This window comes from Alteromonas sp. AWJ4_199, from assembly GCF_056159165.1.
The window spans coordinates 2259178-2274794 of the sequence record NZ_JBSWUR010000001.1 but is presented as its reverse complement, the minus strand read 5'-3'; the positions used below and the strand labels follow the sequence as shown (position 1 = coordinate 2274794).

The following is a 15617-nucleotide window of genomic DNA, read 5'->3' as shown; positions in this document are numbered from 1 at the left end:
ACCCGCCTAACGGCGGGTTTTTTGCGTCTGGAAGAAACAAAAAAATGGGGTCAGAGTACATTAATCCCCAATCTTCCCCCTTTAAAACATCAAAAAGGGGTCAGAGTACATTAATACTTCTAATACTCCTCGAAATCAAAACAGCCCTTGACCCAATGATTGCGGAATGAAAATGTACTCTGACCCCAAAGTTTTTCCATCCCATTTTATGGGCAGCCTGAAGCCTCTATTTCCTTATCATAAAGAGGCCGAGGGACAAGTCAGCTTGAATATAGAATAATGGGGTCAGTGTACTTTTTTGAATAAATGATCTTAACAGTGTAACAACACAGCCTAGCGTCGTTATTTGCAGTGCAAAAATGTACTCTGACCCCATTTCTTTAAAAGTGGTAGGCGTAGGATAGGTTTAGGAAGTCTAATCCGGGGTTGTTGTTGTTAAAGCCGCCGTTTGAAAAGTGCATGTAACGCAGAGCAACGTGTTGTTTTTTATCGATCTCTACAAACACACCTAATCTGTCTTCAAATTGGTAGTTAGATCCAATATCTTTACCAGCCACTTTTTGATCGCCAATGTAGCTTGCGCCAATACCTGCTTCTATATATACAGGATACTTGTCATATAGTGTGGTTACCTGTTTCATAAAAACAGGAGTCAGTGATGCGCCATAACTTGTACTGTGCGTATCGTTCTCGCCATATTCCCAAACAACCGCGCTCACTTCCCAGTAAAGCTTTATGTCGCCAAACCAATCTGTCGCTAATGTTTGTTCAAGTGGTCTGTATGCGAAGCGCATACCGTCGATATCATCAAATCCGTGCATATAGTCTACACTGACAGTTTGCCTTGCCTGCGCGCTATTAGCGGTAAAAATGATTAAAAAAGAAAATAAAAGTAGTGATAACTGTTTCATGATTGCTCCTTGATCTGATGATCAACAAGCAAAAAATTATCCAATCAAAAAAAAGCCGCTATTTCAGTCGGATAGGGCTCTAGAATTAGTGGGGCTTTAGTTTTAGAAAGTCTACTTTACTGACATTATTGAAGTTTTTACAAGGGTTTCCATAGCGCGTTTTTATTATTTCCAAACCTCTTCAATTTCCAATCCTTGTTCGTTAAGAAGCTGCTGAGACAATTTCTCAATCGGGGTTATTCCGTATTTTGTTTTTATGCTATCAATTAATTCTGGATTTGAGGATATGAACTTATTAAGTTCATTAATAATGTCTTGATGATAAAGCGTAGACAGGGAAAAAGGAATTTCATTATGTGGAAGTGTCAAATCTAAAGTAAATGCGTCTTGCTCATATGATAGAGGAGCAGATCGCTGGCTAACGAAATACTCTAAATCTAACCCGTCTACACGTTCTTGGTACAAAAGCGCCAAGCCTTGTTGAATATCCGTAACCCAAGTTATTTGGGTACGTTGAGTGTCTATTCTTTCTTGCCAATTTACCGGTGTGAAGCCTAACGGCATGGCGAGGTTTTTTATTTTTTCGATGCCTTTCCCAGCGTTCTGTCGTTTTACAATTGTCCCCGTTACTGCGCTGGTTAATGGGAGGGAAAAGTACTTGTCATTTGAAGTGGTAATGCTGTTATACCAGCCTCTATTATCAGGGTATACAAAGTCAACATTACCTTTAACTAACTCGAGTTGAAGCCGTCTTATAGGCAAGCTTAAATACACAAACTCGTGTCCCGAAGCTTCAGAAAAAGCTTCTAAAATTGACCAGGCAACCCCTTTATCTGTTGATGATGCAAAATCGTAATGGGGGAAATAAGCTAAGTTTTGTGCGCCAATCACATATTTATCTGCATAAATATTAAGGCTAAACAAACAGCCAATGAAAAGCCCAATACATCGCATCATTCTAAACTCCAAAATGACTACAGCAATTTACAATATACAAATAAATTATCTTTGAAGCATTTCCTTGAGAGGAAGTTTTTTAATACAAAAATAAATCGCGTATCTATACACCATAATTTATCGTTTTGCGGGTGTAAAATACTCAGTGAAAATCTCTTGAACTTAATGACAGCTTTTCGAGCCACGGCGTCCGATCAATAAGCTTACCTGCGATGATATGAATAACTCCCTCTTTGGAGCGTTCAATAATACCATTTACCTGTAATAGTTTAGCTTTTAAAAATGTTTGTTGTTGAGCACGAGCGGTAGCTTGCCATACCACAACATTTATATTGCCTATATCATCTTCTAAGGTCAGAAAGGTGACGCCTGCGGCAGTGCCTGGGGCCTGTCGACCAGTTACTGCCCCAAGTACTTTAATTACAGACTTATTTTTTTTGTCTTTAAGTGAATTTGACCAGCTTATGTCTTTAAGCTCATGTTGCTGCCTAAGCAATGAAATAGGATGGTTATTTACAGACAAGCCTGTCGAGGCATAATCTTCAAGTAAGTTTTCTGCTTCAGAGGGTTTAGCGTCAAGGGTTGCGGCACTTTTATCTGCATAAAAATCATCGGTATCAAATAGCGGTAAACGCGTTTGTGTATCCATAATTCGCCAGCGGGTTTCGTACCGGTTCCCTGAAATAGTACGAAGTGCATCTGCGCTGGCAAGTGCCTCTAGTTCATTACTTTTTATCGATAGCTGCTGTAACTGTTCAACGTTGGTGTAGCCTTCATCTGAACGGTTTTGAACAATAATCTGAAACGACGCTTCACTTAAACCCTTAATAAGCTTAAGACCAAGCTGAATGTACTTTTCTTGGCCTTTTACAACCAAAGTGTGCTCTGCGTTTGACTGGTTCACGCAGGGCGCCTCTACCCGTATATGATGACGCTTAGCATCTTGAACTAACTGAGAAGGAGAATAAAACCCCATGGGCCAGCTATTTAACAGCGCCACGTAAAATTCGGCGGGGAAGTAAAACTTCAGCCAGCAAGACACATAAGCTAATACTGCAAAAGATGCCGAATGAGATTCAGGAAAGCCGTAACCTGCAAAGCCTTTTATTTGTTCAAATAAGTTGTGGGCGAACGTACTGTCATAGCCTTTATCCGTCATCCCCTTAATAAGCTTGTCTCTGAACTCAAAAATTCTACCGTCTTTTTTCCAGCTTGCCATTGCGCGACGCAGTTGATCGGCTTCTCCGCCACTGAAGCCAGCGGCAACCATGGCAAGCTGAATCACTTGCTCTTGAAAGATAGGTACACCCATAGTGCGAGATAGCACCTTTTCCACATCTTTCGATGGGTAGCTAATGGTTTCGTTGCCGTGGCGGCGTATCAAATAAGGGTGGACCATATCACCCTGAATCGGACCTGGCCGTACAATGGCTATTTGTACAACTAAATCGTAATAACGACGGGGTTTAAGCCTTGGCAGCATAGACATCTGAGCTCGTGATTCTATTTGAAAAACGCCTACGGTATCGGCACGACAAATCATATCGAAAACTTGTTTGTCATCTCCAAGCTTAGTAATAAATGGAATACTGGTTTCAACCGGATATTGCTTGTTGATAAGAGAAAATGCACGACGAATAGCGCTTAACATCCCAAGCGCGAGTACATCCACTTTTAATAGACCTAAGGTTTCAATGTCGTCCTTATCCCACTGAATAATAGTGCGGTCTTCCATCGCGGTGTTTTCAACAGGAACGAGATCGTAGAGCGGCCCTGCGCTAATAACAAAACCGCCTACATGCTGCGATAAATGTCGGGGCGTACCCAGTAAAGCTTCGGTAAGGGTAATTAACTGCTGTACTCTAGGCTCCTCAGGGTTTAACCCAAGCCCCGCTAGCTGAGACTTCCACGGAATAACGCTGTCTCGGCGATTAATTTGTTTTACCACAAAATCAAGTTGTGACTCGCTAAAACCAAGCGCTTTACCCACATCTTTAAACGCTGATTTAAAGCGGTAGCAAATAACGGTAGCCGCGATAGCTGTCCTTTCTCTGCCGTATTTTTGATAAATGTATTGAATGATCTCTTCACGGCGCTGATGCTCAAAATCCACATCAATATCGGGCGGCTCGTTACGTTCTTTAGATATGAAACGCTCGAACAGTACGCTTATTTGCCTTGGATCTACAGCCGTTATCTCTAGGCAATAGCACACTACAGAGTTAGCTGCCGACCCTCGTCCTTGGTACAAAATACGCTGCTGCTTAGCAAATTGAACAATGTCGTAAATGGTTAAAAAGAAATACTCGTATTCTTGTTCGGCAATAAGTGTTAGTTCTTTTTCTATAATTTGGCGAATTTCAGAGGTTATACCTTCAGGAAAGCGTACTTTAATACCGGCTTCTACGCGCTCCCGTAAATACGATGTGGGTGTATAGCCCTGTGGCACCAGTTCCGAAGGATAGTGATAGCGCAACTCTTCTAAAGAAAACGTGAATACCTGGGCTAGGGCATTGGTATTGGCTATCCATTTCTCAGGGTAAAGCTTCTTAGTTTTTTGTACGGTTCGCAGACTACGTTCTGCGTTACTCAATGCTTCCCGGCCTATTTTATCTACACTGGTATGCTGTTGTGTAGCATGTAAAACATGTTGAAGCGGTAGCCTGTCAGCGTGATGCATGAGTACACCTGTACAGGCAATAACCGGAAAGGAGTAGGCAGACTGTAAATGGTTGTAGTGCGCAAACCTCTGATGATCCTGCCCGTCTAATAGGCGCTGAGCGCCAATATAGGCATCAATACTAGGGTGTTTTTGCAGCCATTCAGCCCAATGCTTGTCGTGGGCTTCTTTGCCGCTTGGTAACCAAATGAATTTGCAATGGCGAATGGTACGCAAGTCCCACTCAGCTAGTTGATATTCACCTTTCTCAGAGCGACGCCTGGCGTTAGTTATAATTCGGCACAGTTCACTGTAGGCTGGTTTGTTCGGGCACAGCAGTACAAAAGATAAAGTGTCATCGAATACAAAGTAACTGCCAACGATAAGCTTAATAGGCAGACCCTGATGCTTAATTTCATCGAAAGCCCGTACGACTCCCGCTACTGAGCACTCATCTGTAATGGCAAGCGCGTCATAGCCAAGAAAAGACGCCGTTGTGACAAGTTCTGCAGGAGAGGAGGCTCCGCAAAGAAAGCTATAATTACTTTGGCAAAAGAGTTCGCTGTATTTCATGGTTTCGCCTTTCCCTCTTCTTTAACCGCATGTGGCTAACAAAAAAGGCCCTGTACCCACCAGCGGCTCTCTTCATCTTTAAATACTAAAAGCCTTACACATTGCTCAGTCTGGGCGATGAAATAATCTCGCTTTGTTGGGTTGTCATGCCACCACTCGCTGTGTAACCGCACGGGGCCAAAGCAAATTTGGGTCGCCTGAGTAAGTGGCTTAGGTGTATCAAAGGTAAAGGTGGGCGTAATGTCACTGCTATAAGCGTAATTATCGGTGCAGCTACCGGCGCTCGATTCAGTCACCGTCATGTATTCAAACTGATGACTGTCAGCAGCGCGAGGTTGAAACGTACTGTTATCGCCTAGCTTTGCATTTAAGCGCCCAATCAATTGTTTCTGTGCAACGTCATTAAATCTATCGCTAAAAAAGTCGCCATTCTGCGAATCTATTTCTTCAAACTGCCGACAGGTAAGCGCAATCGCTGTGGCAGGCTCAGGTAACTCCAAGTTCTCGGTTTTAAGGCTAAACAGTGGTAGCCAACTATGCACCGAAGACTGAGGCATTGCAGAGTGAATATTAATATCCAATACAGGTGCTTCTCTGAAATGAATATGCACGCTTATGCTTGATGTATATAAGTTCCTGGCCCGTAAATAGTGAGACAAATGCTCAAACTGCTGTGTGACAAAAGGTGTTAGGTGCTGCGTGTTTTCAATAGCAAAAGGCAATAAAGTAAAGTTATCAAAATGCTCTAAAGGCCTAAATAGCGTAACGCGGGGAAAAGTTTCTCCTCTGAGCGCAGTAAGGTACATAATGGTGTTATTGTCGAAGCGCCGCCCCAGCTCTTGTACCGGCATGGCCAAGAGTTGCTGTACACGGGTAACACCTACCCTTGCTAAGGCCTCAACGACTTTAGATGACAAAGCAGTAATAGAAAGCGGGCATGTACTTAGCGCTTTTTTTATATCATCTGGCGCATGCATATAGGTATTGTGTTGATGAAGGGCTAATACCCTTGCAGCCTCAATCGTCCATGCACTAGCAAAATGATAGCGAATATCTGCCTCTGCGAGTGCTTGAGTTAGGGTTTTCCACAGCGGCTTATGCCCGCCATAATAATGAATTAGGTTATCTAGCCTTACTGCCAGGCCATTTACGCCATTCGAATGAATGTGGCTGTCTAGTACGATGTCAGAAGCAAGAGGGTACAGCCTATGGGCTAGCTGCGTCAGCATATGCTTTTCGGCTTCTTCACTGAAAGGCAGAATATGCCCGCAGGGGCACAGCGCCGCGGCTTGGGCAAGTCCATGGCCAATTTCAATGCCTTCTTTTTTCGCAATATCATTACACTGCGTAATTTTGTTTGTTTTACTGCAATACACAGCAATAGGTGTATTCGACGGTAATGAAGAAGAACTTCCGTTAGATTCGTCTCTAGGTTCGTTTCCAGGCCCTTTCCTGTGCGCACGTTTAGTTTTAGCCGCTTTTATGTGGCTGTCTAAAGTAAGTTGATAGCAGTAAATATAAGCCCACAACATTATTAGCTCACAGAGTGTAGCGCCTTGTCGGAAAGCGTGTTGTGTGCCATGGCCCATTTAATGGCCTGATTGTCAGGGGTCCACTGATGAGAAATAACAATGTTATCTTTGGGCCACCCATGACGCTGTTTGCGTATATTCACCGACAAGGCGTGGGGTTTGCTAAGTAGCGCAATATCTAAAGTGATGGGCAATGAGCTGTCGTTTTGGCTTGTCGTTTCAGCCTGCAAGCTTGTCTGTAATGCCTGCTGTTGCGGTGGAGTATACAGCAAGCACAGCGCATCATTATGCGTTGCTGCAACTTGTAGGCGCCGTGCTTCTTTTTGATTTACAGCATTACTCCACAGCACCACGCAATGGCAAGCCGTACTTTTTAAGCACTGTTCTGCTGCCCATAATGATTCTTGTTCTGCACCTGTTTTTACTACCAGCACTTGTTGCGCTTTAAGTCCCAGATTTTCTAACCACGGCGACTGTAGTAGCCCGGGAGGGTTAATAAACACCACCAGTTTATGCATGCGGTGCTGGCAAATAACCCGTTTAAATAGTGAAAGCTCACCCACGCCGGTTAGTGAGGCAATACGTACAAGCCCCGTAGAGGCAACGCCACCGTTAAGCGCTTTATCCAGACGCGGAAAACCCAGCGAAAACTTAGCTTCACTTTGCTTTTGATCTCTGGCCCGCCAAATATGCGGATGGTTGTTAAGCACGGATAACGATTTATTCATGGCACTCAAAATAAACTGTATTTTTATACAGTATTATAGTGCAGCAATAACCCTTTTCAAGACAAAAGGTTTTTGACTTGTTGTTTTAAGCGCTAACTTACTGATTAGTTTGGAAAGGTAAAAAGATTAAACTTTTAAAAAAGTAGGAACATGGCTAGGGTCGCTGGCCTTACTACATAGTAAAGCAGACGACCCTGTCATACAGTTAGCACCTTATCGGCGCTAACATGGGGATAAGAACAAGAGGTTACTCTTGTGATGATGGTTCTTTTTGTGATTTTGCTGCGGTACCGCTTACGGTTGCTGTAACGGCTTGGCAAAAAGCAATAAATCCATCTGCGGTATTTTTTGCCCACACCATGCGAACGTTACTAGGTAGAGCCTTTACCACTTCACGAATTTCCTCAAGCGTTACTTCTTCATTCTGCAACGCTTTATTTAAAGACTCTTCAAGAGACATTCCTTTTTCACAACAAGCCATAATAATGCTTGAAAAGTTGCGCATAAGCGGGTGCAGCGCATTGTATTGAGTTTGGTCGATAAGGCGGCTTTTATAGGCACTTTCAATACGCGCAGTAAGGTTTTTTTCCAACGCATCTGTAACAAGAACAAGATTGCGATAAGCATACGTAACTTTGTTACTGGTCTGTTTATTCGAGTGGCGCAACAGCGCCAGCTCTTTTTGCAAATTCTGCGCTCGCAGCACAAAGTAAATTAAAAACAGGATAAGTAATCCAATAACACCAAATGCAACGATCATGTTTATTTTGCCTTTTGTTCTTCTATAAACGTATTGATGTTTTGCTCCAAGATAAACAGTGGAACTGAGCCGTTTTCTAACACGGCGCGGTGGAATTTACGCACATCAAAACGCTCGCCTAATGCTTTCTCTGCTTTCTTGCGAAGGTCTTTAATTTTGATTTCACCAATCTTGTAAGACAAAGCTTGCGCTGGCCAAGAAATATAGCGGTCTATTTCAGTATTTACGTTGTGTTCTGAAAGCGCGGTGTTTTCCATCATATAATCAACCGCTTGTTGACGGCTCCAGCCCATGGTGTGCATACCGGTATCAACAACCAAACGACACGCACGCCACATTTCGTAGCTTAAGCGACCGAAGTTGTCGTACGGCGTTTCATAAATACCTGCTTCAATACCTAAAAACTCAGAGTACAGACCCCAGCCTTCACCAAACGCTGAAATATAGGTGTTACGACGTACCATAGGTAAGTCTTCAAGCTCTGCTGCCAACGATATTTGAAGGTGGTGGCCAGGCACCGCTTCGTGTAATGTCAAAGCAGGCAGCGCATATAAAGGGCGCTTATCAAGGGCGTAAGTATTTACCCAGTAATATCCTGGCTGGTCATCGCGGCTAGGGTGGATGTAACGGCCCGTTGTATATTTAGGCGCAATAGCATCTGGTACAGGCGCTACACCGTAAGGCGTTCTTGGCAAATACTCAAAAAGAGAAGGGAGTTTCGCGTCCATTTTCTTTGCGATAAACGACGCTTCTTTTAGCAAGTCTTCAGCGCTGGTGGCATAGAACTGCGGGTCTTCGCGTAAAAAACTAATGAAGTCGTTAATGTCGCCATCAAAACCAAGTTCATCCACAATTTGCTGCATTTGCGCGCGAATACGTTTTACTTCAGACAAACCTAAATCATGGATTTCCTGTGGCGTCATATCCGTGGTGGTGTAATGCTTGGCTCTATTGGCGTAATACGCCACGCCGTCTGGCCAGTTATTCGCGGCAATATCTTCACGGGCATTAGGAATGTATTCCTCTACCATGAAGTCGTAGAACATTTGATACGCAGGCAACACACTGCTGTTTATGGCAGCTTTGCCTTGCTCCGTTAGCGCTGATTTTTGCTCGGCAGTAAAGTACTCTGGAAAACGGGTAAATGGAGAATAAAAGCCACTGTCCTCGGCGTTTTCAACAATGTATGACGCCACTGAGTTTTCAAACCCTTTCAGCACGACTTTAGGCTGTGTGTAGCCTTCTTTTAGCGCCTGTTTCATGTACGCAATTTGTTGGTCAAAATAAGGTTTCAGCGCATTTAGGCGGCTAATATAGGCCTGATAATCTTCTACGCGCTTAAAGGTGGATAAATTAGGAAGCGAGGCCATTGCACCGTGAAAGCCATATTCTGAATTGATAGGCACTAAATGCGCGCGATACGTATATTCGTCCACATAGTTAGCTAAACGGTATTGCTGCATTAGCAAAGCAATATAAGCGTCAGTAGAGATATTGTCTTTTTTGTACTGATTTAAGGCTTTTTGAAACGCACGCCATTGTTCATTTTGTGCTTTTAGTGCTTCGGGCGAAATATCGGGTAGCACATGAGCGAGGGAGCTATCGCCTTGGCGAGAAGCTAGAAGCGGGGAAACCGAAAGCTCATACTGCCAAATGTCATCAAGTAGTTGGTACAAGCTTTCATCGTCAAGGTCCTTTGCAGATGAACTAACGCTGCAAATAAATAGTAATGCAGCTAACAGATAGCGATACATAAGGGTCTCCGGTAACCTTTACCGGATAGACTCCGGCGGCTACTCTTTCGTTGGTGTATATATTGGACTAGGGAAAGCAGTTACTTTATCAGATTTATTTTCTAATTTAGTAATTTTGGCTGTTCCTTTTTTATTTACGGCGTCAATGCGTAAAACGTTGTGCATAGGAATATACGTTTTTGTTACTTCAGAAAATTCGGCTTTTAACCTTTCATGGCTAGGGTCTACAACAACACTTGTGTGGGTGTCCCACACAAAGTCACCTATCTCGATAAAGCCAAACAAAGCGCCCTGAGTAAGGGCTCTAACGTAAAGCTCGTAACGTTCTCCATTGCTGATGAACTGAACGCGGTAAAGAATATCGTCTTTCGACATGGGTGCTGCTCTTCACTAAAAAATATAGATACTCCCGGAAATTGCTCCGGCGTTTGGCCCACAATTTTACCTTGCTCCTAAAATGCGAGCAACGGTAGGAAACACATGGTAAACGTAAGTAGTTTAATGGTATTCCCCCTATTAACTGCGTTACCATGATGCACACTTAGTTATATGGTGAAATTAGAATGATAAAAAAACTCCTGATAGGTAGTGCAATGACAGCAATGAGCTTTGCTGCTACTGCACATAACCACGCATCGACAGACAATGCTTTTAACCCTGATACACAGCGAATTAAATCACATCTGTTTTTCTTAGCAGACGATTTACTTGAAGGTCGTGATACTGGCTCTCGCGGTCATGCAATTGCGGCGCTTTATATTGCTACCGAATTTGCCAAATATGGTTTGAAGCCGGCAGGTACAGATGGTTACGTACAAAACGTATCGTTTCGTAAAGCCAATCTGGTTCAAGAGTCTCCTAAGTTTACCTTCACCCAAAACGGCGAGATCATCGAGTTTGACTATCCGAAAGAGTATCTAGCTAGCCCGAGTTTGCTTAGCACCGAGGCTAATGTAAAAGGTGAAATGGTATTCGTAGGCTACGGTATCGTAGCTGAAGAGCTATCTCACAACGATTACAAAGACTTAGATGTAAAAGGTAAAATTGTTGTGGCCCTTGCAGGTAAGCCAAGTGACTTCCCATCAGAAGAGGGCGCTCACTTTGCGTCTGGCTATCAAAAGCAAAAGTATGCGGTAGACAATGGCGCTATTGGCATGATCACCATCACAACGCCTAAAAATGAAAAGGTACGCCCTTATCAAAGCCGTTTGAACTACATTCATACACCGCGTATGGCTTGGTTAGACGACAAAGGTCAGCCTGCAAATAGCTTTACTCAACTGAAAGGTGGCGCTTATATGAGTGAAGGTGCGGCGCGTAAGTTATTTGAAGGCGCTGAAAAGAGCCTTGATGACGTTTATGCAGTTCTTGAAGCTGACAAAGTACCGCGAGGTTTTGCGTTAAACGGTGTGGTAGATATCAGCAAGAAGAGTGTGCACGACACCATTACAAGCCCGAATGTCGTGGGTGTACTTGAAGGTTCAGACCCAGAGCTTAAAAACGAGTACGTGGTTTTCTCTGCTCACTCTGATCACATTGGTTTTGCCAAAACAGTGAAGAAAGACAACATTAACAATGGTGCTATGGACAATGCGTCGGGCACATCAGTGATGTTAGAAACTGCACGCCTGTTTAGCGAAATGAAAGAAAAGCCAAAGCGCTCAATTCTGTTCGTGTCGGTAACGGGTGAAGAGAAAGGCCTGCTAGGTGCAGATTATTTCGCTCGTAACCCAACGGTACCTGTTACTTCAATGGTGGCGAACGTAAACCTAGATATGCCGATTTTGACCTACGAGTTTGCAGACGTTATTGCGTTTGGCGCGAACCACAGTGATTTGCAAGAATCAGTGGAAAAAGCTGCAGCTAACGCCGATATCGAGCTAAGCCCAGACCCATGGCCAGAGCAGGCACTTTTCACTCGCTCAGACCACTATGCGTTTGTAAAACAAGGTGTACCTTCAGTATTTATGGTGCCTGGTCTTAAATCTAAAGATCCTAACGTAGACGGCAGCAAGGTATTTGGTAAGTTCTTATCTACGCACTATCACAAGCCTAGTGATGATATTAATCAGCCTTTCAACTGGAATGCTGCAGAGACGTTCACTAAGGTCAACGCGCAAATCGGTTGGACATTGGCAAATCAGAAGAACAAGCCTAAGTGGAACGATGGTGACTTCTTTGGTAATACGTTTAGTAAATAACCCATATTTGTTCGACGCTAAAAAGCAGCATTTCTATGCTGCTTTTTTTGTACCTGTGTATTGATAATTTGTTTCGTCTTTACACAACCTTTAACTAATAAGAAAGAAATTATGTCTACAATAATAGAGGTAGGGTAAAATTTTTAATATATGCTATGAAGTCTATGTTATTACTAATAACATGAGTTCCGATAAAAGCGCAGAACCGAAGAGTTCATCAAGTTAGAACGCAGGAGAAACTTACAGTGGTAAAGCAACAGAAAAAGTATACGCTAATTGCTAGAGGTAGTTCTCACATACGGTACTTTAAGCAATTTGCGGAGCAAACCTCGCTAAATGTATCTGTTGCTAATATTGCCTCTACTTGGTTTCTGCCAATTAACGTCCGGCACTGAGCCCTCATGAAACATATCGATATTGACGCTTTAGTTAATCCCCACTTATTGAAAAAAGCGCAAAAACACAAAAAAACTTCATCATTCTTTTGTGTGACTGCTTTACGAAAAAATAAGTCGATGGCTTACGATATTAGATATTGCTAAAAGTGCAGCGCTTATTGAAAGGGAAGATTCAGACGTAGTGGGGGTCTGGAACGGACAAAAACAGCCTAGTTCATCAATTGCTGCTGCGAAAGCACTAAAAAAAGAAGTCGTATATTTTGAAAACGGACTATTCCCAAATTCTACAACATGTGATTGGGCTGGCGTTAACTGCGAAAACTCATTACCGACTACCAAAGACTTTTACAAACAGTTTTATGAGAATAAAGCATTACCTTGCAAACTAGTGCCGCGTAAACCAGTGTGTGGAAAAGCCTGCGGAGTAAAGGCAAATGCATTGCCCGAGCGTTATATATTTGTACCATTTCAAGTAGAGACTGATAGCCAAATTATTTCAAATTCACCTTGGATACGAAGTATGGCGCAGTATTACCAGCATTTACTCAATGTCATAGACAAAGTGGATGATCCTACGCTTCATATTGTAATCAAAGAGCACCCATCAGAATCAGTGAGGCACGACAACCTACACAATAAACACGAACGGATTTTGTTCGCTAATCACTGCGAGACTCAAGAGTTAATAGAACGTTCATTAGTAGTGATGACAGTGAACTCTACAGTGGGAGTCGAGTCTCTATTACTGGACAAGCCGGTGGTGGTGTTAGGTAAGGCATGCTACGGCATTGAAGGCGTAACAAAACTTGTGCGAAGTGAAGCTGAAATGCTAGAAGTCATGAAAAATATTGAATTGCTTGCAGCAGATACTGAAGCTAAATGCGGCTACTTAAATTTCATGTACAATTACTATGTTATTCCAACTACGTGGAAAAATATTGATAGTCAGCATGTTGAAGCACTTACTAAAAGATTACTGAAGCAAGATGCTTTGGCACACTATATATCAAATTTTGTGAATAGTGAGACGATGACAGAAAAGGTGATGACGACTACATGCAAACTTGCTTAATACAATAACAGTAAAGGCGCTAAAAAGCGCCTTTACTGTTATTGGTTATCGCTTGACTTAAACAAACATCTGCTTAAACGCAGCCCATTGCTCATTGAACTGTTCTGTTGGCTTGCGGGTAAAGCCGCTGCGAATAAAGCCGTTGATACGTCCATCGGTATAGCAAATCATCATATTGGCGATGGTCGCTTCATCGGCGGAAAGGGTTTTCCCTTCACGCAGTTTGCGCTCTCTTAGCACTTGTTTAAGCTGGGTTTCTAAACGTTCAAAAAGCTTGGCGATACGCGCACGTAGTCGGTCTTGCTCACCCATTAACGCATCGCCGTTTAAAATACGGGTAATGCCTGGGTTCTTCTCTGCAAAGCCTAAAATAAGGTGGAGAATTAGCTGACAGCGCGTGAGCGAGTCTTTTTCTTCATTAACAATCTTGTTGATACGTGTAAAAAGCGTTTCTTCAATAAACTCAATAAGCCCTTCAAACATACGCGCTTTACTGGGAAAATGACGATACAGTGCCGCTTCAGACACGCCGACTTTTTCCGCTAACTTAGCAGTAGTGATACGTTGACCTGGGCTGGTTTCTAACATTCCAGCAAGTGCTTGCAGAATTTGGGCTCTGCGATTTGTTTTTTTGACAGCAGGCATGACGAAAGTGGTTCCTCCGCTACCGAGTTATAGCAACTCGGGTTCCATGTTAAGTTGGCTTACGCCAAAGCATTTATATTTATCGTTTTTATTATCGACACTTAATAAGTATCTGTTAGTTTTTATTGTTGAAAGCGAAACGTTCCGCAATAAGCGCTAGCAGCTGCTTGGATAGCGCATTTTTGCTGGTGGCAGGCAGTCGCTTATCACCGTCTTGCCATATTACATGCAGCGCGTTTTTATCGCTATTGAACCCTAGACCTTCCGCCGTTATATCATTTGCAGCAATCATATCTAGCTTCTTTTTAGTAAGCTTGCCGCGAGCATAATCTTCCACATTTTGGCTTTCAGCTGCGAAGCCTACGCAAAATGGGCGGTCTTGTCTGTTGGACACAGTTGCTAGAATATCAGGGTTTTTAACAAAAGTAAGTGTTAACTTATCACCTGTTTTCTTAATTTTATTGTCAGCCACTGAGCATGCCTTATAGTCGGCAACCGCGGCGGTACTAATAAAAATATCTGTAGAAGGTACAAGTTTTTCACAAGCCTCAAGCATTTCATCTGCGGTGGTAACATCAATACGGTTACAAAGGGTAGGCGTAGAAAGCGTTACTGGCCCTGCAACTAGCGTTACGTTCGCGCCCGCTTGAGCCGCGGCTTGCGCAATAGCAAACCCCATCTTTCCAGAACTGTGATTAGAGATATAGCGTACCGGATCTAACGGCTCTCTGGTTGGCCCTGCGGTAATCGTGATTTGTTTTCCCGCTAGATTTGTTAATGCTAATGCCAACTCTGAAGTCTTATCTTCATTTTCGTTTAATAAATCGGCGATATCTACAGGTTCAACCATACGGCCTGAGCCTACATCACCACAAGCTTGCTCACCACTTGCTGGGCCAATAAAGGTAACACCGTCTTTTTGAAGTGTAGCAATATTGCGCTGTGTCGCCGACGCCTTCCACATCTGCTGGTTCATTGCTGGGGCAACAAAAAGCGTAGCGGTTGTGGCCAAGTAAAGCGTGGTTAGTAAATCGTCTGCCATGCCGTGAGCAAGTTTAGCGATAGTGTTTGCTGTGGCTGGCGCGATAAGTAGTATGTCGGCCCATTTTGCTAATTCGATGTGTCCCATCGCGGCTTCAGCAGCTGGGTCTAGAAGGTGCTGATGCACCGGATTTCCTGACACAGCTTGTAGCGATAAAGTGCTCACAAACTCTGCGGCAGAGTCGGTGACAACAACACGTACGTTTGCACCTAATGCGGTGAGCTTGCGCACTAAATCTGGAGCTTTATATGCGGCAATACCACCCGTTACGCCCAACAAAATGTTTTTATTAGCAATAGACATAAAAGAACACGAAATCTAAATATTAATATTAGCCTACCATGGTGACAAAAAATCGGATAGCTGAACAAAAGTCGATCTTGGC

General features: G+C 43.3%; 12 protein-coding genes. 2 read left to right on the top strand and 10 right to left on the bottom strand.

From position 1 onward, the window contains the following. Positions 1-380: 380 nt before the first annotated feature. The 8 genes from ACXAER_RS09935 to ACXAER_RS09900 all read right to left on the bottom strand — a co-directional run bounded on the left by ACXAER_RS09935 (position 381) and on the right by ACXAER_RS09900 (position 10249). Positions 381-911 carry an acyloxyacyl hydrolase gene (locus ACXAER_RS09935; protein ID WP_474828847.1) on the bottom strand — a complete coding sequence of 177 codons (531 nt, stop codon included), beginning with the start codon at positions 909-911 and terminating at the stop codon, positions 381-383. Positions 912-1076: 165 nt separating this feature from the next. Further along, entirely contained in the window at positions 1077-1868 is a 792-nt protein-coding gene (locus tag ACXAER_RS09930; protein WP_474828845.1) for a hypothetical protein, read from the bottom strand. A gap of 142 nt (positions 1869-2010) precedes the next feature. Next, positions 2011-5100: an error-prone DNA polymerase gene (locus tag ACXAER_RS09925; protein WP_474828843.1), complete on the bottom strand. Its 3090-nt coding sequence runs from the start codon at positions 5098-5100 to the stop codon at positions 2011-2013. Positions 5101-5135: 35 nt separating this feature from the next. Further along, the gene (locus ACXAER_RS09920; RefSeq protein ID WP_474828841.1) at positions 5136-6632 is read right to left on the bottom strand and encodes a Y-family DNA polymerase; all 1497 of its coding nucleotides are present in this window, start codon (positions 6630-6632) and stop codon (positions 5136-5138) included. A 2-nt stretch (positions 6633-6634) separates the two neighbouring features. Then, positions 6635-7360 (bottom strand): recombinase RecA, encoded by a 726-nt coding sequence (locus ACXAER_RS09915; protein WP_474828839.1) that lies wholly within the window; start codon positions 7358-7360, stop codon positions 6635-6637. A gap of 247 nt (positions 7361-7607) precedes the next feature. Beyond that, positions 7608-8120: a hypothetical protein gene (locus ACXAER_RS09910; protein WP_474828837.1), complete on the bottom strand. Its 513-nt coding sequence runs from the start codon at positions 8118-8120 to the stop codon at positions 7608-7610. Positions 8121-8122: 2 nt separating this feature from the next. Next, positions 8123-9874: a DUF885 domain-containing protein gene (locus ACXAER_RS09905; RefSeq protein WP_474828835.1), complete on the bottom strand. Its 1752-nt coding sequence runs from the start codon at positions 9872-9874 to the stop codon at positions 8123-8125. A gap of 39 nt (positions 9875-9913) precedes the next feature. Further along, on the bottom strand, positions 9914-10249 hold the full coding sequence (locus tag ACXAER_RS09900) for a DUF1820 family protein (RefSeq protein WP_136783251.1): 336 nt from the start codon (positions 10247-10249) through the stop codon (positions 9914-9916). A 188-nt stretch (positions 10250-10437) separates the two neighbouring features. On the opposite strand from ACXAER_RS09900, the gene ACXAER_RS09895 reads away from it, so the two are divergent. Next, positions 10438-12075 (top strand): M28 family metallopeptidase, encoded by a 1638-nt coding sequence (locus tag ACXAER_RS09895; RefSeq protein ID WP_474828833.1) that lies wholly within the window; start codon positions 10438-10440, stop codon positions 12073-12075. A gap of 579 nt (positions 12076-12654) precedes the next feature. Continuing rightward, a complete protein-coding gene (locus tag ACXAER_RS09890) occupies positions 12655-13545 on the top strand; it encodes a capsular polysaccharide export protein, LipB/KpsS family (protein WP_474828831.1) in 891 nt (296 codons plus the stop codon). A gap of 57 nt (positions 13546-13602) precedes the next feature. Here the strand turns inward: ACXAER_RS09890 and slmA are convergent, their stop codons facing one another. Next, positions 13603-14190 carry a nucleoid occlusion factor SlmA gene (slmA, locus tag ACXAER_RS09885; protein WP_118490945.1) on the bottom strand — a complete coding sequence of 196 codons (588 nt, stop codon included), beginning with the start codon at positions 14188-14190 and terminating at the stop codon, positions 13603-13605. A gap of 115 nt (positions 14191-14305) precedes the next feature. Next, complete coding sequence (gene coaBC / locus ACXAER_RS09880) at positions 14306-15535, bottom strand: bifunctional phosphopantothenoylcysteine decarboxylase/phosphopantothenate--cysteine ligase CoaBC (protein WP_474828829.1); 1230 nt, start codon at positions 15533-15535, stop codon at positions 14306-14308. Positions 15536-15617: the final 82 nt, after the last annotated feature.

Coding starts and splice junctions, on each gene's coding strand:
- ACXAER_RS09935 (WP_474828847.1), bottom strand. CDS start 911: ATGAAACAGTTATCACTACTTTTATTTTCTTTTTTAATCATTTTTACC.
- ACXAER_RS09920 (WP_474828841.1), bottom strand. CDS start 6,632: ATGTTGTGGGCTTATATTTACTGCTATCAACTTACTTTAGACAGCCAC.
- ACXAER_RS09930 (WP_474828845.1), bottom strand. CDS start 1,868: ATGATGCGATGTATTGGGCTTTTCATTGGCTGTTTGTTTAGCCTTAAT.
- ACXAER_RS09925 (WP_474828843.1), bottom strand. CDS start 5,100: ATGAAATACAGCGAACTCTTTTGCCAAAGTAATTATAGCTTTCTTTGC.
- ACXAER_RS09905 (WP_474828835.1), bottom strand. CDS start 9,874: ATGTATCGCTATCTGTTAGCTGCATTACTATTTATTTGCAGCGTTAGT.
- ACXAER_RS09910 (WP_474828837.1), bottom strand. CDS start 8,120: ATGATCGTTGCATTTGGTGTTATTGGATTACTTATCCTGTTTTTAATT.
- coaBC (WP_474828829.1), bottom strand. CDS start 15,535: ATGTCTATTGCTAATAAAAACATTTTGTTGGGCGTAACGGGTGGTATT.
- ACXAER_RS09895 (WP_474828833.1), top strand. CDS start 10,438: ATGATAAAAAAACTCCTGATAGGTAGTGCAATGACAGCAATGAGCTTT.
- slmA (WP_118490945.1), bottom strand. CDS start 14,190: ATGCCTGCTGTCAAAAAAACAAATCGCAGAGCCCAAATTCTGCAAGCA.
- ACXAER_RS09900 (WP_136783251.1), bottom strand. CDS start 10,249: ATGTCGAAAGACGATATTCTTTACCGCGTTCAGTTCATCAGCAATGGA.
- ACXAER_RS09915 (WP_474828839.1), bottom strand. CDS start 7,360: ATGAATAAATCGTTATCCGTGCTTAACAACCATCCGCATATTTGGCGG.